This is a genomic window from Streptomyces sp. NPDC102467 (genome assembly GCF_044765445.1).
Lineage (GTDB): Bacteria > Actinomycetota > Actinomycetes > Streptomycetales > Streptomycetaceae > Streptomyces.
On sequence record NZ_JBIWKA010000016.1, the window covers coordinates 119,036 to 141,441 of the forward strand.

The following is a 22,406-nucleotide window of genomic DNA, read 5'->3' on the forward strand; positions in this document are numbered from 1 at the left end:
CGGGCGCCGCTCCCCTCGTACCTGCGACAATCGTGGCATGACCACCCTCAAGTCGAAGCTGCACGACGACCTCAACGCCGCGATCAAAGAGCGCGATGAGCTGCGCTCCTCGACGCTCCGGCTGACCCTCTCCGCGATCACGAACCAGGAGGTCGCGGGCAAGGAGAAGCGGGAGCTCTCCGACGACGAGGTGCAGAAGGTGATCGCCAAGGAGGCGAAGAAGCGCCGCGAGGCCGCCGAGGCGTTCGAGAAGGGCGGCCGCGCCGAGTCCGCGGCCCGCGAGCTGGCGGAGGGCGAGCTCCTCGCCGTGTACCTGCCGCAGCCGCTCAGCGACGCGGAGTTGGAGCAGATCGTCGGCCAGGCCGTCGAGGAGGCCAAGGCGGCCGGCGCCGAGGGGCCGCGCGCCATGGGTCAGGTCATGAAGATCGCGAACCCGAAGATCGCGGGCCGCGCCGAGGGCGGCCGCGTCGCCGCGACGGTGAAGCGCCTGCTGGCCGGCTGACCGCACCGAGCCGCGGAGCACCGCCAGGCATAGGTATAGGCATAGGCATAGGCATACAGAAGGGGCGCCCCGTCCGGGGCGCCCCTTCTACGTAACTTCACGTCGCGAGTACGAGTACGAGTACGAGGAGGCGGAGGTGGTGGCGGAGGCTCAGCGGCCCCAGCCACCCCCGTTCCCGTTCCCGTTCCCACCGTTCCCGTTCCCGCCGATCAGGCCCGGCGGGATGGAGATGCCGGGGAGCGGGTCACCGTTGCCGCCGTCGCCCCCGCCGTTACCGCCGCCGCTGTTACCGCCGCCGTTGCCACCGGGCTTGGCGTCGTCGTGGCCCTTGTCCCTGCCCTTGCCCTTGTCCGCGTCGGGGATGTCCACGAGGTTGAAGCTCGGCGAGGGCTTGCCGGACAGGGCGCCGACCATGGCGGCCTTCCAGATCGGACCGGGAGTGTCGGCGCCGAAGACCTGGTCGTGGTACCTGCCGCCGATGGTGATGTTCTCCATGGGGACGTCCTGGCGCGGGCTGCCGACCCACACGGCGCCGGACAGGTTCGGCGTGTAGCCGACGAACCAGGCGTTCTTACGGGCGTCGGTGGTACCGGTCTTACCGGCGTTGGCCCGGTCCTGGAGGCCGGCCTGCTTACCCGTACCGGAGTCGGTCACCCCGCTGAGCAGAGTGTTGATCTTGTCCGCGGTCTGCGTCGACATGGCGCGCGAGCACTTCGTCTTCGGCACGGCGAGCGCCTTGCCGTTGGGCCCGGTGATCGAGTCGATGGCGACGGGCGTGCAGTACTTGCCCTCGTTGGCGAACGCGGCGTAGGCGGAGGCGATCGTGAGCGGCGAAAGACCCGTCGAACCGAGGGTCATCGACGAGGGCACCTCGTCGACCTTCGTGCCGTTGCCCTGCACCACGCCGAGCTTGTCGGTCATCTTGACGACCGGGCACATGCCGATGTCGCCGAGCATCTGCACGAAGTACGTGTTGACGGACTTCTCCATCGCCTCCTTGAGGCGATAGGGGCCCGACTCGGACTCGTTCTCGTTCTCCACCTTGTAGCCACGGTCGTTGACCCACGGTTTGCCGCTGCACGACTGCACCTTGCTCGGGTACGGCATGTCGTACGGCGCCGGGTACTCCTGCGTGATCGGCGTGCCCTTCTCCAGGGCCGCCGCCGCCAGGAACGGCTTGAACGTAGAACCCGTAGGGAAGCCGTAGTTGGAGCCGCCGTACTTGGCGTCGACCGAGTAGTTGTACTCCGTCTCGTTCTTGCTGTTGTCGGAGCCGTACGGCTTCGACTGGCCCATGCCGAGGATCTTGCCGGTGCCCGGCTCGACGAGCGAGACCGCCGTGGCGACCTTGTCCGTCTTGTAGACGTTGTCCTGGATGGAGGCCTGGACCGAGTCCTGCGACTGCGGGTCGAGCGTGGTCTTGACCGTCAGCCCGCCGCGGTTCCAGACCTTGGCGCGGTCCTCCTTCGTCTTGCCGAAGACCGGATCACTGAGGAAGACCCGGCGGACGTAGTCGCAGAAGAACGACGCGCCCTTGACCGCTGTGATGCAGCCGTTCTGCGGACTGCTGACCTTCAGGCCGAGCGGCGTCTGCTTCGCCGCGTCGGCCTCGGCCTTCGTGATGTCGTGCACCTCGGCCATGCGCGTCAGCACCACGTTGCGCCGCTTCTTCGCCTCGGCCTCGTCGTTGACGGGGTCGTAGCGGCTCGGCGACTGCACGATGCCGGCGAGCAGCGCCGACTCCTGCACGTTCAGGTCCTTGGCGTGCTTGGAGAAGTAGCGCTGGGCTGCCGCCTCGACACCGTAGGCCTGCTGCCCGAAGTACGTGATGTTCAGGTAGTTGGCGAGGATCTTCTTCTTGCCCAGCTCGTCCTCGACCTGGATCGCGTACTTGAGCTCGCGGACCTTGCGGCCGATCGTCTGCTGGGTGGCCTGCGCGACCTTCGTCGGGTCGTCGCCCGCCTCCTCGATGAAGACGTTCTTCACGTACTGCTGCGTGAGGGTCGACGCGCCCTGGGAGACGCCGCCGTCCCGCGCGTTGGCGTTGATGGCGCGCAGGATGCCCTTCGCGTCGACGGCCCCGTGCTCGTAGAAGCGCGAGTCCTCGATCGCGACGAGCGCCTTCTGCATGTACGGGGAGATGTCGTCCAGCGGGACCACCGTGCGGTCGCGGGAGTAGACGGTTGCGATCTTGCCGCCCTGGTTGTCCAGGATCGTGGTGCGCTGACTCAGCGGCGGCGTCTTCAAGGTGGCGGGGATCTCGTCGAAGCCCTCGACGGAACCCTTGGCCGCGAGGCCGAGCGCGCCCGCGGCGGGCAGCGCGATTCCGGCGAGGACGGCCCCTGCGAGCACGCTGACACCGAGGAACTTTGCGGCCTGTTGGGCCGGCGACAATCCGCCGCCGCTACCGGCCGAGCGCTTCTTTCCCATGCAGGGCAGCCTACGTTCTGATTCTCCGGACAGGCGTATATGCCTTGGCCTAAGCTGCACCCAACTGTCACAGCAGTGCGGTCTCGTATCAAGACGTGGGACGGCCCCGAACCGTTCCCGGCATTTTTTCCGCGCCCCTTGTAGTCATTCCCGAACCCTCCGGCGGGCCCCCCGCACCGGGCTTCCAGGGTGGTCGAAAAAGAACCCTGTGTCATCGCATGTCCCTTGTGGCGCGAGGGAACTGTCCTGGTTTGCCGGGGTTATTACGCATGTCCCCCGGTCACTCCGTCGGGTGATCTGACGCTCACGCATAGTCCGTTCGGGCCATTCAAGATTGGGCCCGAAGGGGGTGTTGCGGTGTGCCCACCTTCCGTAACGTCCTCAACTGGCGGCGGTGAATATGCCGCTGCCGCCGTGGGGGAGCCTCGATTCGGGAGAGGACGGCGCCGGTATGGGCTGGGTAGTCGACTGGAGTGCGCAGGCGGCCTGCCGCACTACGGATCCGGATGAACTGTTCGTTCAAGGAGCAGCGCAGAACCGGGCCAAGGCGGTGTGCACGGGATGCCCCGTGCGGACCGAGTGCCTGGCGGACGCGTTGGACAATCACGTCGAGTTCGGCGTGTGGGGCGGCATGACGGAGCGGGAGCGCCGCGCACTGTTGCGCAGGCGTCCCACCGTCACCTCATGGCGCCGACTTCTTGAGACGGCACGGACGGAGTACGAGCGTGGCGCGGGCCTGTTGCCCGCGGAGCTCGAGGACGACGAGACGTACGAGAGGTACGCGGCCGTCGGCTAGAGCCGGACGGCGCGCGTCACTCACTGATTCACGTACGGCTCATGAAGCTCCGGCCGGAGTGCCACCGGCCGCGAGCCGTTCTCCGATGTCCCTGAGACCTGCCAGGTCGTGTACGTCACCGGGCAGCGCCGCGACCTCGGTCACGGCGACTTCGGGATGCAGCGCGGTGAAGCGGTCACGCGTGCGCTGTTCGCGTGCGACCACATGCATGCGCTCCGCGTGCAGGCGGAGCAGCCCTGCGGTCAGCTGCTGTGCGCTGGGTGGTTCGGACGGTGTCTCCGCTGCGGCGGGGGAGCCGGGCGCGGGATCTGTCACGGCGTCTGTCACGGCGTCTGGCACGGCATTGGTCGTGGGATCTGTCGCGGAGTCTGTCGCGGCATTTGGCACGGGGGCTGTCGTGGAGTCTGTCGTGGGAGGGGTACGAACCTCTTCCTTCCCGTCCGGCTGATCCACAATGCGGTGCTCGTCAAGATTTTCCGCGGCGGCCAGGGCGCGCTCGGCGGAGAGCTGGGCGGCGGCACTGCCGTGCACCCGGTTCAGCACGAGGCCGGCGAGCGGCATCCGTTCCGCGGCCAGGCGCTCCACGAAGTACGCGGCCTCCCGCAGCGCGTCCCGCTCGGGCGCGGCCACCACGAGGAACGCGGTGCCGGGCGCCTGCAGCAGCTTGTACGTGGCGTCGGCGCGGGTGCGGAAACCGCCGAACATGGTGTCCATCGCGGCCACGAACGTCTGCACGTCGCGCAGGAGTTGACCACCGAGTACCTTGCCGAGAGCGCCGGTCATCATCGACATCCCGACGTTCAGGAACTTCATGCCCGCGCGCCCGCCGACCTTCGCCGGCGCCATCAGGATCCGGATCAGCTTTCCGTCGAGGAACGAGCCGAGCCGCTTGGGCGCGTCCAGGAAATCGAGCGCGGAGCGCGACGGCGGGGTGTCCACGACGATCAGGTCCCACTCGTCGCGGGAGCGCAGCTGCCCCAGCTTCTCCATCGCCATGTACTCCTGCGTGCCCGCGAAGCCCGCCGAGAGCGACTGGTAGAAGGGGTTGGAGAGGATCGCCCCGGCCCGCTCCTTGTCCGCGTGCGCCTCGACGATCTCGTCGAAGGTGCGCTTCATGTCGAGCATCATCGCGTGCAGTTCGCCGCCCGCCGCCTCGCCGGTGGCGTCGATGTCCTTCACCCTGCGCGGCGTGTTGTCGAGCGAGTCGATGCCCATGGACTGGGCGAGGCGGCGGGCCGGGTCGATGGTCAGGACGACGACCTTGCGGCCGCGCTCGGCGGCGCGCAGCCCGAGGGCCGCGGCGGTCGTCGTCTTGCCGACGCCGCCACTGCCGCAGCACACCACGATGCGGGTGCCCGGGTCGTCGAGCAGCGGGTCGATGTCGAGCGTGCCCTCAGGATCCAGCGTCATCGAAGCGGCCCCCTAAATCCCTTGCTGTCGCAGTTCGTCGGCGAGCGCGTACAAGCCCGCGAGGTCCAATCCCTCAGTCAGCAGCGGCAGTTCGTGCAGCGGCAGCCCGGCCTCGGTGAGCAGCCCGCGCTGGGCGCCCTCCAGGGCGTACCGCTCCGCGTACTCCCCGGCCTGGTCGAGCAGCGGCCCGACGAGCTTCTTCGCGCCGCCGAGCCCGGCCGCCGCCAGAGCCTCGGTGACCGCGGGGCGCACCGAGGCGTCGCGGCTCAGCTCCAGCGCGGGTTCCCCGAGGAGCGCGGGCCGCACCATGTTCACCATGATCCGTCCCACCGGGAGGTTCGCGGCGTGCAGTTGGCCGACCCCGTCGAGGGTCTCCTGCACCGGCATCTCCTCCAGCAGGGTCACCAGGTGAACCGCGGTCTCGCGGGACTTGAGGACCCGCATGACCGCCTGTGCCTGGTTGTGTATCGGGCCGATCTTGGCGAGCCCGGCGACCTCGTCGTTCACGTTGAGGAAGCGCGTGATGCGGCCCGTCGGGGGCGCGTCCATCACGACGTGGTCGTACGCGTAGACGCCCTGCTTGTCCTTACGGCGTACCGCTTCGCACGCTTTGCCCGTCAGGAGTACGTCCCTGAGGCCCGGCGCGATGGTGGTCGCGAAGTCGATCGCGCCCAACTTCTTCAGGGCGCGGCCCGCGCCGCCCAGCTTGTAGAACATCTGGAGGTAGTCGAGCAGCGCCAGCTCGGGGTCGATGGCGAGCGCGTACACCTCCCCGCCGCCCGGGGCGACGGCGATCTTGCGCTCCTCGTAGGGGAGCACTTCCGTTTCGAAGAGCTGTGCGATGCCTTGCCTGCCCTCCACCTCCACAAGGAGAGTGCGCTTGCCCTCGGTCGCGAGGGCGAGCGCGAGTGCGGCGGCGACCGTGGTCTTTCCGGTACCGCCCTTGCCGCTGACGACCTGGAGCCTGCTCACGTATTCGAGCCTAACCAGTGAGCGGCCCGATCACGCAGGAGCCCGGGGATCGATGCTCATGGATCCGGCCGACGACCGGTGCGGGACCGGCGGACGACCGGCGTGGAGCCGGCGGACGACCGGCGTGGAGCCGGCGGACGACCGGCGTGGAGCCGGCGGACGACCGGCCGATGGTGTTCACCGACCGGGCGGACCACGGTGCTCGTCGATCAGGCGGATACAGGGCGGATACAGTCGGCGTCATGGCTAAGAAGTGGGAATACGCGACCGTGCCGCTCCTCGTGCACGCGACGAAGCAGATCCTCGACACCTGGGGCGAGGACGGCTGGGAGCTGGTGCAGGTCGTACCGGGGCCGAACAACCCCGAGCAGCTGGTGGCGTACCTGAAGCGGGAGAAGGCTGCGTGAGCGCCGTCGAGGACAAGCTGGCGGAGCTGGGCCTGACCCTGCCGCCCGTCGTCCCGCCGGTCGCGGCCTACCAGCCGGCCGTGCAGTCCGGTGTGTACGTGTACACGGCCGGGCAGCTGCCCATGGTCGACGGCAAGCTGCCGCTGACCGGCAAGGTCGGCGACGAGGTCACCGCCGAGCAGGCCAAGGAGCTGGCCCGCACCTGCGCGCTGAACGCGCTGGCCGCGGTCAAGTCGGTCGCCGGTGACCTGGACCGGATCGCGCGCGTGGTCAAGGTCGTCGGGTTCGTCGCCTCCGCCACCGATTTCACCGGGCAGCCCGGTGTCATCAACGGCGCGAGCGAGCTGCTCGGCGAGGTGCTCGGCGACAAGGGCGTGCACGCCCGCAGCGCCGTCGGTGTCGCGGTGCTGCCGCTGGACGCGCCGGTCGAGGTCGAGTTCCAGGTGGAGCTCACCGAGGCGTAGGCGCCACCAAGCGCCTCAGCCCGTACGGCCGTACGGCCGTACGGGCTGAGGGCTGTTGCGGCTGTTGAAGCTGTGTTTCCGGTGGTGGCCGGTGACGGGCGGGCTCTCGAACATCCGGCCGTCACCGGATAGCCTCCGGCCATGGCAAACGGGCAGTGGTATCCCCCCGAGTGGCCGGACCGCATCCGCGCCCTCGCCGCCGGCACGCTGGTGCCTGCGACGCCCCGGCGCGCCGCGACCGTGATGCTCCTCAGGGACGCCGAGGGCGTCGAGGTGCACATGTTGCGGCGGCGCACGTCCATGGCCTTCGCCGCCGGCGCGTACGCGTATCCCGGTGGCGGCGTCGACCCCCGTGACGACGACCGCCAGGTCCGCTGGGCCGGGCCGTCGCGCGAGGAGTGGGCCGCGCGCCTCGGCGTCCCCGACAAGGACGCGCAGGCGGTCGTCTGCGCCGCGGTGCGCGAGACGTTCGAGGAGGCCGGAGTCCTGCTCGCCGGGCCCACCCCCGACACCGTCGTCGACGACACGACGGGCGCCGACTGGGTCGCCGACCGGGAGGCGCTGATCGACCGGGACCTGTCGTTCGCCGAATTCCTGGACCGCCGGGGCCTCGTGCTCCGCTCCGATCTGCTCGGCGCCTGGGCGCGGTGGATCACCCCGGAGTTCGAGCCGCGCCGCTACGACACCTGGTTCTTCGTGGCCGCGCTCCCCACGGGCCAGCGCACCAGCGACGACTCCTCCGAGGCCGACCGCACCGTGTGGATCCGCCCGGAGCGGGCCGCGGCGGAGTACGACCAGGGCGAACTGTCGATGATGCCGCCGACCATCGCGACGCTGCGGACTCTTGCGGCGTACGACTCGGTGGACGGCGCGCTGGCCGGTTCGGCGGAGCGCGACCTCACTCCCGTACTGGCACAGGCGCGTCTGGAAGAGGGCGAGTTGGTGCTGTCCTGGCCGGGGCACGACGAGTTCACCAAGCACATTCCGACCACCGGCGGTTCCGGGACGGCCGGAACGGCCGAGAAGACCGGGGCCGAGAAGACCGCGGCCGGGAACGGTACGGCTGAGAAGACCGCGGCAGGGAACGGTACGGCTGAGAAGACCGGGGCCGGGAACGGTACGGCCGAGAAGACCGGGGGACCCCGCTGATGACCGAAGCAGCCGCCCTCCCCGGGCAGCCGCGCGGCGGCGTGCTGTCCGGGCCCGCCACCGCCCGCGCAGTCAACGTGCTCGCGCCCAACCCGTCCGCGATGACCCTCGATGGCACCAACACCTGGATCGTCGCCGAGCCCGACAGCGACCTCGCCGTCGTGATTGACCCGGGCCCGCTGGACGACGCCCACCTGACGCAGGTGATCGCCACCGCCGAGCGGGCGGGCAAGCGGATCGCCCTGACGCTGCTCACGCACGGGCACCCCGATCATGCCGAAGGAGCGGCCCGGTTCGCCGAGCTGACCGGCTCGAAGGTCCGGGCACTCGACCCGGCGCTGCGCCTCGGCGACGAAGGGCTCGCGGCCGGGGACGTGGTGCGGACGGGCGGCCTGGAGCTGCGCGTCGTGCCGACCCCGGGACACACCGCGGACTCGCTCTGCTTCCATCTCCCCGCCGACCGGGCCGTGTTGACCGGCGACACGATCCTCGGACGCGGCACCACCGTCGTCGCCCACCCGGACGGCCGCCTCGGCGACTACCTCGACTCGCTGCGCCGCCTGCGGTCCCTGACCGTCGACGACGGGGTGCACACGGTGCTGCCGGGCCACGGCCCCGTCCTCGAGGACGCACAAGGAGCGGTCGAGTTCTACCTCGCGCACCGCGCCAACCGCCTCGCCCAGGTCGAGACGGCGGTCGAGAACGGCTACGTCGCGTCGTCCGACGTCGTGTCACACGTGTACGCCGATGTGGACCGCTCCCTGTGGCCCGCAGCCGAGCTCTCCGTCCTGGCCCAGCTCGACTACCTGCGCGAACACGGCCTGATCTGAGGCCCGTGAAGGCAGGCCCTAGGACTCGTCCCGCGGCCAGGTGACGCCCATGGCGGCGAGGCGCGGCGGGTCGGCGATGATGTCGACGCCGGTGACCCTGCCCTCCCGGAAGGTGAGGGCGAGGACCGCGACGACCTGGCCGCGGGGGACCTGCACGATTCCTATCCCGTCGCCCACGTACGCCGGGAACGCCTGCGGCACCAGCTGCCCGAACATCGCCGCCTGACCGGCCACCTCCAGGGCGCCCCGCACCAGCTTGGACGCCGTGCCGGGGCCCGCGTCGACCCGCAGCAGCACGTCGGGGTCGAGGAGCGCGAGCAGCGCCTCGAAGTCACCGGCGCGGGTGGCGGCGAGCCAGGCGTCGACCACCTCGCGCTGCCGGGCCAGGTCGGTCGCGGGCGGCACGTTGGCGCCCTGGACCCGGCGCCGGGCCCGACTCGCCAGCTGCCGGGTCGCCGCCGGGGTGCGCTCGACGACCGGCGCGAGCTCCTCGAACGGCACCGCGAACATGTCGTGCAGCACGAACGCGAGCCGCTCGGCCGGCGCGAGCGTGTCGAGCACGACGAGCAGCGCCAGGCCTACGGAGTCCGCGAGTTCGGCCTCCCGGCCGGGGTCCGCCGGCCGGATCACCACATCAGGGACATGGGTGTCGGCGGTGCTCGTGTCGAGGGGGCCTTCGCGGCGCGACGCGCGCGTGCGCAGCATGTCCAGACAGATCCGCCCCACGACGGTCGTCAGCCAGCCGCTCAGGTTCCGTACGTCCTCGATGTCCGCGCGCTGCAACCGCAGCCAGCTCTCCTGAACCGCGTCCTCCGCCTCGCTCAGCGAGCCGAGCACGCGGTACGCCACGGACCGCAGACGGCCGCGCTCCGCTTCGAACCGGGTGGCCAGCTCGGCCGCGGACAGGGACTGCGGCGGGGACTGCGACGTCGACTGTGACGGGGGCCGGGGCTGGGACTGCGTCATGCCGGGTTTCCCTCCGGGGCGTTGTGTATCGCGATCCTGTCTCAGCACCGCGGCTCGGAGCACGGCATTTCCGTGCGGAGCCGCGCCCGTCCGCGCCCTTGGTGCCTCTACCTAGATCTTGGTTCCTCTACGTAGATCCTGGTGCCTCTACGTAGATGGGGTCCCGCCACAGTGTGTGGCGGGACCCCATCTACGTAGCTGCGTAAGACACTCAGCGAGAACGCTTGGCGAGGCGCTCCACGTCCAGCAGGATCACGGCGCGGGCCTCCAGGCGGAGCCAGCCGCGGCCCGCGAAGTCCGCCAGCGCCTTGTTCACGGTCTCGCGGGAGGCGCCGACCAGCTGGGCCAGCTCTTCCTGCGTGAGGTCGTGCACGACGTGGATACCCTCCTCGGACTGCACGCCGAAACGGCGCGACAGGTCGAGGAGCGCGCGGGCGACGCGGCCCGGCACGTCGGAGAAGACCAGGTCGGACATCTGGTCGTTGGTCTTGCGCAGGCGCCGGGCGACGGCGCGCAGCAGGGCGGCGGCCACCTCCGGCCGCGCGTTGAGCCAGGGCTGGAGGTCGCCGTGGCCGAGGCCGAGCAGCTTCACCTCGGTCAGCGCGCTGGCGGTCGCGGTCCGCGGGCCCGGGTCGAAGAGCGACAGCTCTCCGATGAGCTCACCGGGGCCGAGCACGGCCAGCATGTTCTCGCGGCCGTCGGGGGATGTGCGGTGGAGCTTCACCTTGCCCTCGGTGACCACGTAGAGGCGGTCACCGGGATCGCCCTCGTGGAACAGGGCATCGCCGCGCGCGAGGGTCACCTCACTCATGGAGGCGCGGAGCTCCGCGGCCTGCTCGTCATCGAGCGCCGCGAAGAGCGGGGCGCGCCGCAGAACGTCGTCCACGAGTTTCTCTCCTATGTCGCCTGCACTGTGGGGGACGGTTGTATCCCGACGCCCATTTTGCCGGACGGTCCAAACAGTGTGATCAGTCACTCAGACACAAGTCTGCCGCACCTGCGTCACAACCCGACGGGGAGGGGGCCAATCGGGGGCCGATCCGGTGGCTCCGGGGCGGATGTCGGTGCCGGGCTTTAGGCTGGCCGAGTGTCCAAAAAGCCGGTGACAATGCAGGCAGAGGGGGCTCGGACGGTGGCGGCCGACCAAGATTCCGCTGTGGGCGAACAGAGGCGGAGTGACGCCCGCCGCACCGGCGAGACCCCGCCCGAGACCGTGTCCGCCCAGGGAAAGGCCGCCCAGTCCATGCCCGCGAAGAAGCCTGCGGCGACGAAGCCCGCGGCGACGCAGTCCGCGACGTCGCGGCCCGCCGTGAAGAAGAGCGCCGCGAAGAAGCCCGCCGTAAAGAAGGCCGTGGCGAAGAAGACCCCCGCGACGCAGCCCGCCGCGAAGAAGACCGGCGCTGCGAAGGAGTCCGGCGCCGCGAAGAAAACCGGCGCCGCGAAGAAGACCGGCTCCGCAAAAGAGAGCGGCTCCGCGAAGAAGACCGGCGCCGCGAAGCCCGAGACGCACGCGGCGCTGGTCCGCCGCGCGCGCAAGATCAACCGGGAGCTCGCGGAGACGTACCCGTACGCGCACCCGGAGTTGGACTTCGAGAACCCGTTCCAGCTGATCCTCGCCACGGTGATGTCCGCCCAGACGACGGACCTGAGGGTCAATCAGACGACCCCGGCGCTGTTCGCGAAGTACCCGACCCCCGAGGACCTGGCCGCGGCCAACCCCGAGGAGGTCGAGGAACTGATCCGGCCGACCGGGTTCTTCCGGGCCAAGACGAGGTCGATCATGGGTCTGGCCAAGGCGCTGACCGAGGACTTCGGGGGCGAGGTGCCCGGACAGCTCGAAGATCTCGTCAAGCTGCCCGGCGTGGGCCGCAAAACCGCCTTCGTCGTGTTGGGGAACGCGTTCGGGCGGCCCGGGATCACCGTCGACACCCACTTCGGCCGGCTCGTCCGCCGCTGGAAGTGGACCGAGGAGACCGACCCGGACAAGGTCGAGAAGGCGATCGGCGAGCTCTTCCCGAAGAGCGAGTGGACGATGCTGAGCCACCACGTGATCTTCCACGGCCGCCGCATCTGCCACTCCCGCAAACCGGCCTGTGGCGCCTGCCCGATCGCCCCGCTCTGCCCGGCGTACGGCGAGGGCGAGACGGACCCGGAGAAGGCGAAGAAGCTGCTCAAGTACGAGAAGGGCGGCTTCCCGGGCCAGCGGCTCAAGCCCCCGCAGTCGTATCTGGACGCGGGCGGCATTCCGGCCCCGCCCTTGGGCGCCACGACCACGACCGGGTGACAGACCCGGATCATGGAACGAAACGGGGGCGGTCAGGCGTTGGGCGAGTCACGACAGGTACGGGGGCTGCGAGATGAAGCACGTGAGCGAGATCGACGCGATGGGCGGGACCGGCGAGGCCGGTGACATCGGCGGGACCGGCGGCAGCCCCGCGGTCCCGGACGTCACGCTGCGCACGGAAGGCCTGCCCGGCTGGCTCGACCCCGTCGCCACCGCGGCGAGCACCGTCCGCGGCGAGCAGCTCAGCCGCTTCCTGCCGCCGAAGGACGGCGCGGGCCGGCAGTCCGCGGTCCTGGTCCTGTTCGGCGAGGGCGAGCGCGGCCCCGAGCTGCTCCTGATGGAGCGGGCGGGCTCGCTCAGATCGCACGCGGGCCAGCCGTCCTTCCCCGGCGGCGCCCTCGACCCCGAGGACGGCGACCCGCGCACCGAGGGCCCGCTGCGCGCCGCCCTGCGGGAGGCGTGGGAGGAGACGGGCCTGGACCCGAGAGGCGTCCAGCTCTTCGGTGTGCTGCCGCGGCTCTACATCCCGGTGAGCGGTTTCGTGGTGACGCCTGTGCTCGGTTGGTGGCGGGTGCCGACCCCGGTCGCCGCGGTCGATCCGGCGGAGACGGCCCGCGTCTTCACGGTCCCGGTGGCGGATCTCACGGACCCGGAGAACCGGGCGACGACCGTCCACCCGAGCGGCCACCAAGGGCCCGCGTTCCTCGTGGAATCCGCGCTGGTCTGGGGATTCACGGCCGGCGTGATCGACCGGATCCTGCACTACGCGGGGTGGGAGCGCCCCTGGGACCGAGCGAAGACGGTCCCGCTCGACTGGCGCTCATGACAGGGTGGCCCCGTGCCGTTGCCGTCCCGGGGAGCACCCCCATGACCTCGGCGCGGCAGTGGAAACCCGCGATGCGAGGCGAGGCCAGAATTCGGTGAACGTGCTGGACATCCTGCTGCTCGCGGCCGCCGTCTGGTTTGCGATCGTGGGCTACCGCCAGGGCTTCGTCGTCGGCATCCTGTCGGTGATCGGCTTCTTGGGCGGTGGCCTCGTCGCCGTCTACGCGCTGCCTCTCATCTGGGGGGCCGCCACCAGCGACGCCCAGGTGACGACGACCGCCACGGTCGTCGCCGTGGTCGTCGTGATCGTCTGCGCCTCGGTGGGCCAGGCCTTCACCACCCACTTGGGCAACAAGCTGCGCCGGTACATCACTTGGTCCCCCGCCCGCGCGCTCGACGCGACGGGCGGCGCCCTGGTCAACGTAGGGGCGATGCTTCTGGTCGCCTGGCTGATAGGTTCCGCCCTCGCCGGCACGACGCTGCCCACGCTCGGCACGGAAGTGCGCAGTTCGAAGGTGCTGCTCGGGGTCTCGCGGGCGCTGCCCACCCAAGCCGACACCTGGTTCGCCGACTTCTCCTCCACGCTCGCGCAGAACGGATTCCCGCAAGTCTTCAGCCCGTTCGCGAACGAGCCGATCACCGAGGTGCAGCCGCCCGACCCGGCGCTGGCGAAGAGCCCGACCGCGCTGACCGCCAAGCGCTCCATCGTCAAGGTCGTGGGCCAGGCGCCCAGTTGCGGCAAGGTCCTGGAGGGCACCGGCTTCGTCTTCTCCGACCGACGCGTCATGACGAACGCGCATGTGGTCGGCGGCGTCGACGAGCCCACCGTGCAGATCGGCGGCGAGGGCATCAAGTACGACGCGAAGGTCGTGCTCTACGACTACAAGCGCGACATCGCGGTCCTGGACGTGCCGGCGCTGAAGGCGCCCCCGCTCCGGTTCACGCCGACGGACGCGCAGCGCGGCGGCGGCGCGATCGTCGCGGGCTTCCCGGAGAACGGCGCGTACGACGTGCGTCCCGCGCGCGTCCGCGGCCGTATCGCCGCCAAGGGCCCCGACATCTACCACCGCGGCACGGTCCAGCGCGACGTCTACTCGCTGTTCGCCACGGTCCGGCAGGGCAACTCGGGCGGACCGCTCCTGACGCCCGACGGCCAGGTCTACGGCGTCGTCTTCGCCAAGTCCCTGGACAACGCGCAGACGGGCTACGCGCTCTCCGGCGACGAGATCCGCACCGACATCACCCAGGGCCGTGCGGCGGTCCAGCAGGTGGACACGGACGCCTGCGCCCTCTAGGCAAGCCATAAGTGGACGGGCCTTGTGGTCAGGCCCTGAAAGTGTGTCAGCCGCGCCCGCTGTGGCGCAGCCGGGCCGACACCCACCGGGCCCGACGTCGCAGGATGCGCGGAATTCCCAGCCGGGGATCATGCACCGGGTATCCCTCCGGCGCGCCCCTCTGGGGAGAGCCCAGCGTCATCGCTGGGCGGCGATTGCGTGCTGCGTCACTGTAGTCGTGCGTCCAGCCCATACACCGACGTGTGCCCGGGCCCCATGGTCGGTAATCGCCCCCACAGCCCCCAAATCGGGTTATGCGGCAGGCATTTGGCTGTTCGTAGGACAGGCGTTCCCGTCCGCACACCGGGTGCTCACCGGTCGGGCTCGGGATCCTGCAGCCAGCTCACCAGTTCCTTGGAGAAAGCCACCGGATCCTCCTCGTGAGGGAAGTGGCCGAGGCCGTCGAACAGGCGCCAGCGGTACGGCGCTTCGACGTACTGGCCGGAGCCCGCGGCGCTGCGCGTACGCATCACCGGGTCCAGCGAGCCGTGCAGATGCAGCGTGGGCACGCGGACCGGGCGCTTCATCCGCCGGTTGAACTGGATGCCGTCGGGGCGGGCCATCGACCGGACCATCCACCGGTACGGCTCGATCGAGCAGTGCGGGGTCGACGGGATGGACATGGCGCGCTGGTACGTCTCGACGGTCTCGTCGTCGGGCTGCTGCGGCCCCGACCAGTCGCGGACCAGGCGGCCGACCAACGCCCCGTCATCGGCGGCCAGTTGGCGCTCGGGCAGCCACGGCCGCTGGAATCCCCAGATGTAGGACCCGGCGGCGGTCTGCTTGACGTCCGACAGCATGGCCGAGCGCCAGCGCCGCGGGTGCGGCATCGACGAGACCGCGAGCCGGCGCACCAGCTTCGGCCGCATCACGGCCGCGGTCCATGCGAGGTAGCCGCCGAGGTCGTGCCCGACGAGCGCCGCGTCCGGTTCGCCGAGCGAGCGCACCACGCCGGTGATGTCGAGCGCGAGGTTCGCCGGGTCGTATCCGCGCGGCGTGCGGTCGCTGCCGCCGACGCCCCGCAGGTCCATGGCCACGGCCCTGAAGCCCGCGTCGGCGAGTGCGCCGAGCTGGTGTCGCCACGTCCACCAGAACTGCGGGAAGCCGTGCAGCAGCAGCACGAGCGGCCCGTCACCCATCTCCGCGATGTGAAAGCGCGCGCCGTTGGCCGCGACGTCCCGGTGGGTCACCTCGCCACCAGGGACGTCGAGCCGTACGACAGAAGAAGGCGGTTGGGCCGAAGGAGTGGCGGGGTCCGTCATGAAGACGAGCGTGCCACAGCCTCGATGGCCTCGGGGACACGGTCGGCCGGCGTCACCTGACGGGGGTGCGGCTTGGCGTTCTGCAGTACGCCCGCCGACTCCTTGACCGAGGCGGCGACCTTCTGCGGACCCTTGCTCTTCTTGGCCTTCTTGGCGAAGACCATGCCGATCAGGCCGAGCAGGCCGGCGAGGAGCAGACTCGCGGCGAAGGAGAGCAGGAAGCACCAGGCGAGGTTCCAGCCGCCGTTGCCGTTGTGGCCGCCGGTCCAGGAGTTGATGCCGTACGCGAGCGCGAAGCTCAGCATCGGCAGTGAGAAGATCGCCACCGTCAGCGCCGCGGTGAACGCCCCGCCGCTCACCGCGCCCTTCTTCACGTCCTGCTTGAGCTGCACCTTCGCGAGGGCGATCTCATCGTGCACCAGTGCGGACATTTCGGTCGTCGCCGAGGCGAACAGCTGGCCGATGCTGCGTTCGGCGCCGGCCGCGCCGAGCGTGCTGCCGTCGGGTGCGCTCATCGCGTACTCCCTGTTTTCCTGTAGAAGCTTGTGGATGCTCCGGATGTGCGGACTTGATGTCAGATCATGCCGGACGCTCGCCCCCGGCGCCTTCCCCGCCCGTCACTTCGGCAAGCCTGCGATGTTCCGTGGCCTTCTTCTCATGAATCGCGGTCGTCCACAGGGCTCTGACCCGACGTGTCCTCCTCGTAGATGTCGGGGATGCCGTTCTGGTCCTCGTCGCGCTCCTCCGCCTCCCACAGGGCGCGGTATTTCGCGTTCCGCATCCTCAGCAGTACGCCGCTGATGACCGCCGCGATCAACGAGCCGACGAGCACGGAGGCCTTCACCTCGTCCGTGAGTACGGGGTTCTCGGAGAAGGCGAGTTCACCGATCAGGAGCGAGACGGTGAAGCCGATGCCGGCGAGCGAGGCGACGGCGAAGACGTCCGGCCAGGCCAGTTCATCGGAGAGCGCCGCCCTTGTGAAGCGGGCCGTCAGCCAGGTACCGCCGAAGATGCCGACGGCCTTGCCGACGACGAGGCCGAGTACGACACCCAGCGTCTCGGGCTTGGTGAATACGTCGCCCAGCGCCCCGCCGGAAACGATCACACCCGCGCTGAACAGGGCGAACAGCGGCACCGCGACCCCGGCCGACAGCGGCCGCACCAGGTGCTCGATGTGCTCACCGGGGGAGCGCTCCTCGCCCTCCCGGCGGGTGCAGCGCAGCATCAGGCCCATGGCGACGCCCGCGATGGTGGCGTGGATGCCGCTGTTGTACATCAGGCCCCAGATAACGAGTGCGAGCGGCACGTAGATGTACCAGCCGCGCACCCCCTTGCGCGTCAGCAGCCAGAAGACGGCGAGGCCGACGACCGCGCCGCCGAGCGCGGCGAAGTTCAGGTCGTCGGTGAAGAAGACCGCGATGATCAGGATCGCGAGGAGGTCGTCGACGACGGCGAGGGTGAGCAGGAAGGCGCGCAGGGCACCGGGCAGTGACGTACCGATGACGGCGAGGACGGCCAGCGCGAAGGCGATGTCGGTCGCGGTCGGCACGGCCCAGCCGTCGGTGGATCCGCCCCCGACCACGTTCACCAGCGTGTATACGAGGGCGGGTGCGGCCATACCGCAGATCGCGGCGACGACCGGGAGCGCGGCGGCCTTGGGATCGCGTAGATCCCCTGCGACGAGTTCGCGCTTGAGTTCGACGCCGGCGACGAAGAAGAAGACGGCCAGCAGGCCGTCGGCGGCCCAGTGTTCGATGGAGAGGTCGAGGCCCAGCGCGGAAGGCCCGAGGTGGAAGTCGCTGACCGTCTCGTAGCTGTGGCTGATCGCCGGAACGTTCGCCCAGATGACCGCCGCGACGGCGGCGACGAGCAGCAGCACACCGCCGACGGTCTCGGCCCGCAGGGCGTCCGCCACGACGGTCCGCTCGGGCAGGGACAGGTGTCCGAGTACTTTACGGTCGCTCTTCTGCGAAGTCCGGGGCGGCTGGGGCTTGTGGGGCGCGCTCACGCGTGAGACCTCCGGTCGGGTACGGCTGATGACTCCGCCGACCAGACTTCCCGGCACACCCTGTGAACTTCCTGCCGCGTTCGTGACGCGGCTTTCACCCTACCGGGTGTACGCAGACGTAGCTGGTGATCATCACGATACGCACGAAACGGGCACCCGGCGCGCTCGCCGGGTGCCCGTCGGTGACTCGTACGCGGATCGGATCAGTCCTCGCTGGACGCTGCCGGCAGCTTGGTCTGGATCAGGTCCATGACGGAGGAGTCGGCGAGGGTGGTGACGTCGCCGACCGCCCGGTTCTCCGCGACGTCGCGCAGGAGCCGTCGCATGATCTTGCCGGAGCGGGTCTTGGGCAGTTCGGCGACGGGCAGGACCCGCTTGGGCTTGGCGATCGGGCCGAGCACGGCGCCCACGTGGTTGCGGAGTCCGGCGACGAGGTTCTCGTCGTCCGCGTTCGCGGTGCCGCGCAGGATCACGAAGGCGACGATGGCCTGCCCGGTGGTCTCGTCGGCGGCGCCGACGACGGCGGCCTCGGCGACGGCCGGGTGGGAGACGAGCGCCGATTCGACCTCGGTGGTCGAGATGTTGTGGCCGGAGACGAGCATGACGTCGTCGACGCGGCCGAGCAGCCAGATGTCGCCGTCGTCGTCCTTCTTGGCGCCGTCACCGGCGAAGTACTGGCCTTCGAAACGCGACCAGTAGGTGTCGATGAAGCGCTGGTCGTCGCCCCAGATGGTGCGCAGCATCGACGGCCACGGCTCGGTGAGGACGAGGTAGCCGCCGCCGCCGTTGGGGACCTCGTTCGCCTCGTCGTCGACGACGGTCGCGCTGATGCCGGGCAGAGCGCGCTGGGCGGAGCCCGGCTTGGTGTCGGTGACGCCCGGCAGCGGCGAGATCATGATGGCGCCGGTCTCGGTCTGCCACCAGGTGTCGACGATCGGGCAGGTGTCGGCGCCGATGTTCTTGCGGTACCAGATCCAGGCCTCGGGGTTGATCGGTTCTCCGACCGAGCCGAGGACGCGCAGGCTGGACAGGTCGAACTTGGCGGGGATGTCGTCGCCCCACTTCATGAACGTGCGGATCGCGGTCGGCGCCGTGTAGAGGATGGTGACGCCGTACTTCTGCACGATCTCCCAGAACCGGCCCTGGTGCGGGGTGTCCGGGGTGCCCTCGTAGATGACCTGCGTCGCGCCGTTGGAGAGCGGCCCGTAGGTGATGTAGGAGTGGCCGGTGACCCAGCCGATGTCGGCCGTGCACCAGTACACGTCCGTCTCGGGCTTCAGGTCGAAGACCGCGTGGTGCGTGTAGCTGGCCTGGGTGAGGTAGCCGCCGGAGGTGTGCAGGATGCCCTTGGGCTTCCCCGTGGTGCCCGACGTGTAGAGGATGAACAGCGGCTGCTCGGCGTCGAAGGCCTGCGGCGTGTGCTCGGCCGACTGCCCGCCGACCATCTCGTGCCACCACACGTCGCGGCCCTCGGTCCAGGCGACGTCCTGCCCGGTGCGCCGCACCACGAGGACCTTCTCGACGCCGTCCACGCGGGTCAGCGCGTCGTCGACGGCCGGCTTCAGCGCGGAGGGCTTGCCGCGGCGGTAGCCGCCGTCGGAGGTGATGACGACCTTGGCGTCGGCGTCCTCGATGCGCTTGGCGATGGCGTCGGCGGAGAACCCGCCGAAGACCACCGAGTGCGCGGCGCCGATGCGCGCGCAGGCCAGCATCGAGATGACCGCTTCCGGGATCATCGGCAGGTAGACCGCGACCCGGTCACCGGTCTGCACGCCCAGTTCGGTCAGCGCGTTGGCGGCCCGGCTGACCTCGTCCTTGAGCTCGGCGTAGGTGATGGCCCGGCTGTCGCCGGGCTCGCCCTCGAAGTGGATCGCGACCCGGTCGCCGTTGCCGGCCTCCACGTGCCGGTCGACGCAGTTGTACGCGACGTTCAGCTTGCCGTCCTTGAACCACTTGGCGAACGGCGGGTTCGACCAGTCCAGCGTCTCGGTCGGCTCGCTGTCCCAGGTCAGGCGGCGGGCCTGCTCGGCCCAGAAACCGAGCCGGTCAGCCTTGGCCTGCTCGTACGCCTCGGCCGTGACGTTGGCGTTCTCGGCCAAGTCAGCCGGCGGCGCAAAGCGACGCTCCTCTTTCAAGAGGTTGGCCAGGCTTTCGTTGCTCACGACATCTCCCTTACGGTGCTTTGCCGGGGCGACCGTTGTGTCCCAATCCACAGCTCATCAGACGCCGACCCCTGGTGACAAGGGGGGTCCGGCAATTGGTTTAGACCTGTTGACGGCTCCCGGCCGGTTCAGCCAGGAGCCGTACGGTGTCATCTCTTCCACGCGGGAGGGAAAGTGACGGTTCAGGCCCGTGTGGTGGCAGTGACGTCGCTGTCGTCGAAAGACGTGGCCGCGACCTCCCCGAAGACGGGGTCCGGCTCCTCCAGTAGATAGGCCTGCGCCTCACCGACGTGGAAGTACATCCCGTGCAGTTCGAGCGCGCCCTGCCGCAGGGCTTCGGCCACCGACTCGTGCGCGCGCAGGTGCTCCAACTGCTGGACCACATTGGTCAGACAGAGCTGCTCGGCCGTGTCGGCAGGTGCCCGCCCGGCGAGCCGCGCCCACGGCAGGCCCTTGTCGGCCATCCGCTCCAGGCTCGGCATGCCGTGCCGCAGCCACCGCTTGAGGGGCGTGAGCGCGCCGGATCCGGTCGGCGGGCTGCTCAGCAGCGCCTGCATGGCGCCACATCCGGAGTGCCCGCACACGGTGATCGACCGCACCTTCAGCACGTCGACGGCGTACTCGATGGCGGCCGCGACCGAGTCGTCCCCGCTCTCGGCGCCGGGCAGTGGCACGAGATTGCCCACGTTCCGTACGACGAAGAGGTCGCCAGGGCCGCTGGACGTGATCATCGATGTGACGAGTCGCGAGTCGGCGCAGGTCAGGAACAGCTGCGTGGGCTGCTGCCCCTCTCGTGCCAGCCGCGCCAGCTCATCGCGCACCAGGGGCGCGGTGTTGCGCTGGAACGCGCTGATTCCACTGGCCAGTTGATGCCCGCCGCGGCGCGGCTCCGCGGTCTCGTTCTCCCTTTCGGTCTCGCGCGCGGCGGCGCTGGGCCGGTCGCAGTGGTGGTTGCGCCACGGCGTCCAGGGGCGGCAGCAGGAGTGGCTCGCGGGCTCGGTGATCCGGTGTCCCCCGCGGCCGGTCAGCTCTACCTGCCCGCCCTGCGCGGTGTGCGACTTCTCCCAGTCCTGCAGCGCTTCGTACGCGGCATGGTCCATGAAGGAGCCGTCCAACTCCACGACGCACTTCCCTCCTTGAGGTACCTGATGCAGTACCCGGCTCAGCCGCGGGACCGCTAGAAACGTCAACTGGCCTCGTACGCGCACATGATGGGCGCCGTGCGTGTCCTCCTCGTGCGTGATGCGGGTGCGCGCGAGGCGGTGCAGTGCGACGGCGACGGCGACCGCGACACCGAGCCCCACGCCTTGGAGCACGCCGAGGGCGACGACTCCGAGCGTGGTCACGATGTACACCAGGACCTCACGGTGGCGGGTGACCGTGCGGATGTGGTGGAGGGACACCATCTGGAGGCCGACCGCCATCACCAGGGCGGCCAGCGAGGCGAGCGGGATCATCTCCAGAACGGGGACCAGGAGCGCGGTGGCCGCTACTACCCAAACGCCGTGCAGCATCGTGGAGTTCCGGCTCACACCGCCCGCGTTCACATTCGTCGCCGAGCGCACCGCGACGCCCGCGACGGGCAGTCCGCCGAGCGAGCCGGACACGATGTTCGCGGCACCTTGGCCGAGCAGTTCCCGGTCCAGGTTCGAGCGGCGCGTCTTCGGCGGCAGATCGGGCCGCGCCGAGGCCAGCTTGTCGGTGGCGACGGCGCCGAGCAGCGACTGCACGCTGCACACCAGGGTGGTCGTCAGCACCGCGGCCGCGATGCCGAGCACGGGCCCGTCCGGCAGCCCGGCCAGCGCGTGGCTGCTCCAGGACGGCAGGTCGACCTCGGGCAGCGTCAGGCCGGACAGAGCGGTGACCACGGTCGCGGAGGTCACCGCGACGAGTGCCGCGGGCACCTTACGGGTGAGGCGGCCGGCCCGGCCCGGGATGCGGGGCCAGGCGAAGAGGACGGTGAGCGTGAGGGCGCTCACACCGAGGGCGGCCGGTTGCGCATCGGCCAACTGGGCGGGCAGCGCCACCACGTTGTCGAGAACCGCGCTCTCCGGCGTGCCGCCGAGGACGATGTGCAGCTGGGCGACGGCGATGGTGATGCCGATGCCGGCGAGCATGCCGTGCACGACGGCGGGGCTGACGGCGAGTGCCGTGCGGGCCACCCGCAGGCAGCCGAGACCGAGTTGGGCGATCCCGGCGAGGACGGTGATGGCGCAGGTGGTCCGCCAGCCGTAGCGCTGGATCAGCTCGGCGGTGACCACGGTCAGGCCCGCGGCCGGGCCGCTGACCTGGAGCGGGGCCCCGCCGAACAGGCCGACGACGAGCCCGCCGACCGCGGCGGCGACGAGCCCCGACTCCAGAGGTGCGCCGGTCGCCAGGGCGATACCGAGGGACAGGGGCAGAGCGATCAGGAAGACCGCGATGGACGCCGACACGTCGGCACCGGCGATCCGGAAGCGGCGACGGGGTGGCGGTGGGGGGCTGTGGGCCTTGCGGGCGGCGGCTGTCGGCACGTCCGCTCGGTCGGGGTCACTGGCGCGGGTGGGTACGCAGGCTGACATGTTCCCGTCTCCTCCAGGATGCAGCGCGGTCGCGGAATGAGGGG

Annotated in this window: 19 protein-coding genes and 1 pseudogene; 9 read left to right on the top strand and 11 right to left on the bottom strand. The window is 70.3% G+C overall.

Going from position 1 to position 22,406, the window contains the following annotated elements:
* The first annotated feature begins 37 nt into the window (after nt 1-37).
* Complete coding sequence (locus ACIREE_RS30990) at nt 38-502, top strand: GatB/YqeY domain-containing protein (RefSeq protein ID WP_404159413.1); 465 nt, start codon at nt 38-40, stop codon at nt 500-502.
* Between the two features lie 150 nt (nt 503-652).
* On the opposite strand, the gene ACIREE_RS30995 is transcribed toward ACIREE_RS30990, so the two are convergent.
* Nucleotides 653-2,932, bottom strand: coding sequence for a transglycosylase domain-containing protein (locus ACIREE_RS30995; RefSeq protein WP_404159416.1), 2,280 nt, complete (start codon nt 2,930-2,932; stop codon nt 653-655).
* 451 nt (nt 2,933-3,383) lie between these two features.
* On the opposite strand from ACIREE_RS30995, the gene ACIREE_RS31000 reads away from it, so the two are divergent.
* Complete coding sequence (locus ACIREE_RS31000; RefSeq protein ID WP_404159419.1) at nt 3,384-3,728, top strand: WhiB family transcriptional regulator; 345 nt, start codon at nt 3,384-3,386, stop codon at nt 3,726-3,728.
* Between the two features lie 39 nt (nt 3,729-3,767).
* Here ACIREE_RS31000 and ACIREE_RS31005 read toward each other — a convergent pair whose 3' ends face one another.
* Nucleotides 3,768-5,138 carry an ArsA-related P-loop ATPase gene (locus ACIREE_RS31005; protein WP_404159422.1) on the bottom strand — a complete coding sequence of 457 codons (1,371 nt, stop codon included), beginning with the start codon at nt 5,136-5,138 and terminating at the stop codon, nt 3,768-3,770.
* Nucleotides 5,139-5,150: 12 nt separating this feature from the next.
* The gene (locus ACIREE_RS31010) at nt 5,151-6,110 is read right to left on the bottom strand and encodes an ArsA-related P-loop ATPase (RefSeq protein WP_404159425.1); all 960 of its coding nucleotides are present in this window, start codon (nt 6,108-6,110) and stop codon (nt 5,151-5,153) included.
* Nucleotides 6,111-6,352: 242 nt separating this feature from the next.
* Between ACIREE_RS31010 and ACIREE_RS31015 the strand changes: the two genes are divergently transcribed.
* The 4 genes from ACIREE_RS31015 to ACIREE_RS31030 all read left to right on the top strand — a co-directional run bounded on the left by ACIREE_RS31015 (nt 6,353) and on the right by ACIREE_RS31030 (nt 8,960).
* Nucleotides 6,353-6,517 (top strand): DUF4177 domain-containing protein, encoded by a 165-nt coding sequence (locus tag ACIREE_RS31015; protein ID WP_107498797.1) that lies wholly within the window; start codon nt 6,353-6,355, stop codon nt 6,515-6,517.
* Complete coding sequence (locus ACIREE_RS31020) at nt 6,514-6,981, top strand: RidA family protein (RefSeq protein WP_404159428.1); 468 nt, start codon at nt 6,514-6,516, stop codon at nt 6,979-6,981. The genes ACIREE_RS31015 and ACIREE_RS31020 overlap by 4 nt, the downstream gene beginning before the upstream one ends.
* A gap of 141 nt (nt 6,982-7,122) precedes the next feature.
* The gene (locus tag ACIREE_RS31025; protein ID WP_404159430.1) at nt 7,123-8,130 is read left to right on the top strand and encodes an NUDIX hydrolase; all 1,008 of its coding nucleotides are present in this window, start codon (nt 7,123-7,125) and stop codon (nt 8,128-8,130) included.
* Nucleotides 8,130-8,960 carry an MBL fold metallo-hydrolase gene (locus ACIREE_RS31030; protein ID WP_404159432.1) on the top strand — a complete coding sequence of 277 codons (831 nt, stop codon included), beginning with the start codon at nt 8,130-8,132 and terminating at the stop codon, nt 8,958-8,960. The genes ACIREE_RS31025 and ACIREE_RS31030 overlap by 1 nt, the downstream gene beginning before the upstream one ends.
* An 18-nt stretch (nt 8,961-8,978) precedes the next feature.
* Here ACIREE_RS31030 and ACIREE_RS31035 read toward each other — a convergent pair whose 3' ends face one another.
* Entirely contained in the window at nt 8,979-9,926 is a 948-nt protein-coding gene (locus tag ACIREE_RS31035) for a sigma-70 family RNA polymerase sigma factor (RefSeq protein WP_404159435.1), read from the bottom strand.
* 211 nt (nt 9,927-10,137) lie between these two features.
* A complete protein-coding gene (locus ACIREE_RS31040; protein WP_016642758.1) occupies nt 10,138-10,812 on the bottom strand; it encodes a Crp/Fnr family transcriptional regulator in 675 nt (224 codons plus the stop codon).
* 357 nt (nt 10,813-11,169) lie between these two features.
* On the opposite strand from ACIREE_RS31040, the gene nth reads away from it, so the two are divergent.
* From nth to ACIREE_RS31055, 3 genes are all read left to right on the top strand, one after another.
* The gene (nth, locus tag ACIREE_RS31045; protein WP_404159774.1) at nt 11,170-12,210 is read left to right on the top strand and encodes an endonuclease III; all 1,041 of its coding nucleotides are present in this window, start codon (nt 11,170-11,172) and stop codon (nt 12,208-12,210) included.
* 73 nt (nt 12,211-12,283) lie between these two features.
* Nucleotides 12,284-13,036 (top strand): NUDIX hydrolase, encoded by a 753-nt coding sequence (locus ACIREE_RS31050; protein ID WP_404159437.1) that lies wholly within the window; start codon nt 12,284-12,286, stop codon nt 13,034-13,036.
* Between the two features lie 94 nt (nt 13,037-13,130).
* Nucleotides 13,131-14,330: a MarP family serine protease gene (locus ACIREE_RS31055; RefSeq protein ID WP_404159440.1), complete on the top strand. Its 1,200-nt coding sequence runs from the start codon at nt 13,131-13,133 to the stop codon at nt 14,328-14,330.
* Between the two features lie 46 nt (nt 14,331-14,376).
* On the opposite strand, the gene ACIREE_RS31060 is transcribed toward ACIREE_RS31055, so the two are convergent.
* From ACIREE_RS31060 to ACIREE_RS31085, 6 genes and pseudogenes are all read right to left on the bottom strand, one after another.
* Nucleotides 14,377-14,562: a hypothetical protein gene (locus tag ACIREE_RS31060; RefSeq protein WP_404159443.1), complete on the bottom strand. Its 186-nt coding sequence runs from the start codon at nt 14,560-14,562 to the stop codon at nt 14,377-14,379.
* 118 nt (nt 14,563-14,680) lie between these two features.
* Nucleotides 14,681-15,631, bottom strand: a complete 951-nt coding sequence (locus ACIREE_RS31065) for an alpha/beta fold hydrolase (RefSeq protein ID WP_404159445.1) — start codon at nt 15,629-15,631, stop codon at nt 14,681-14,683.
* Nucleotides 15,628-16,146 carry a phage holin family protein gene (locus ACIREE_RS31070; RefSeq protein ID WP_404159448.1) on the bottom strand — a complete coding sequence of 173 codons (519 nt, stop codon included), beginning with the start codon at nt 16,144-16,146 and terminating at the stop codon, nt 15,628-15,630. Before ACIREE_RS31070 ends, ACIREE_RS31065 begins: the two co-directional genes overlap by 4 nt.
* A 64-nt stretch (nt 16,147-16,210) precedes the next feature.
* Nucleotides 16,211-17,639, bottom strand: a pseudogene (gene nhaA, locus ACIREE_RS31075) (Na+/H+ antiporter NhaA).
* 203 nt (nt 17,640-17,842) lie between these two features.
* On the bottom strand, nt 17,843-19,801 hold the full coding sequence (gene acs / locus ACIREE_RS31080) for an acetate--CoA ligase (RefSeq protein ID WP_404159451.1): 1,959 nt from the start codon (nt 19,799-19,801) through the stop codon (nt 17,843-17,845).
* A gap of 182 nt (nt 19,802-19,983) precedes the next feature.
* On the bottom strand, nt 19,984-22,362 hold the full coding sequence (locus ACIREE_RS31085; RefSeq protein WP_404159454.1) for a bifunctional SulP family inorganic anion transporter/carbonic anhydrase: 2,379 nt from the start codon (nt 22,360-22,362) through the stop codon (nt 19,984-19,986).
* Nucleotides 22,363-22,406 lie beyond the last annotated feature (44 nt).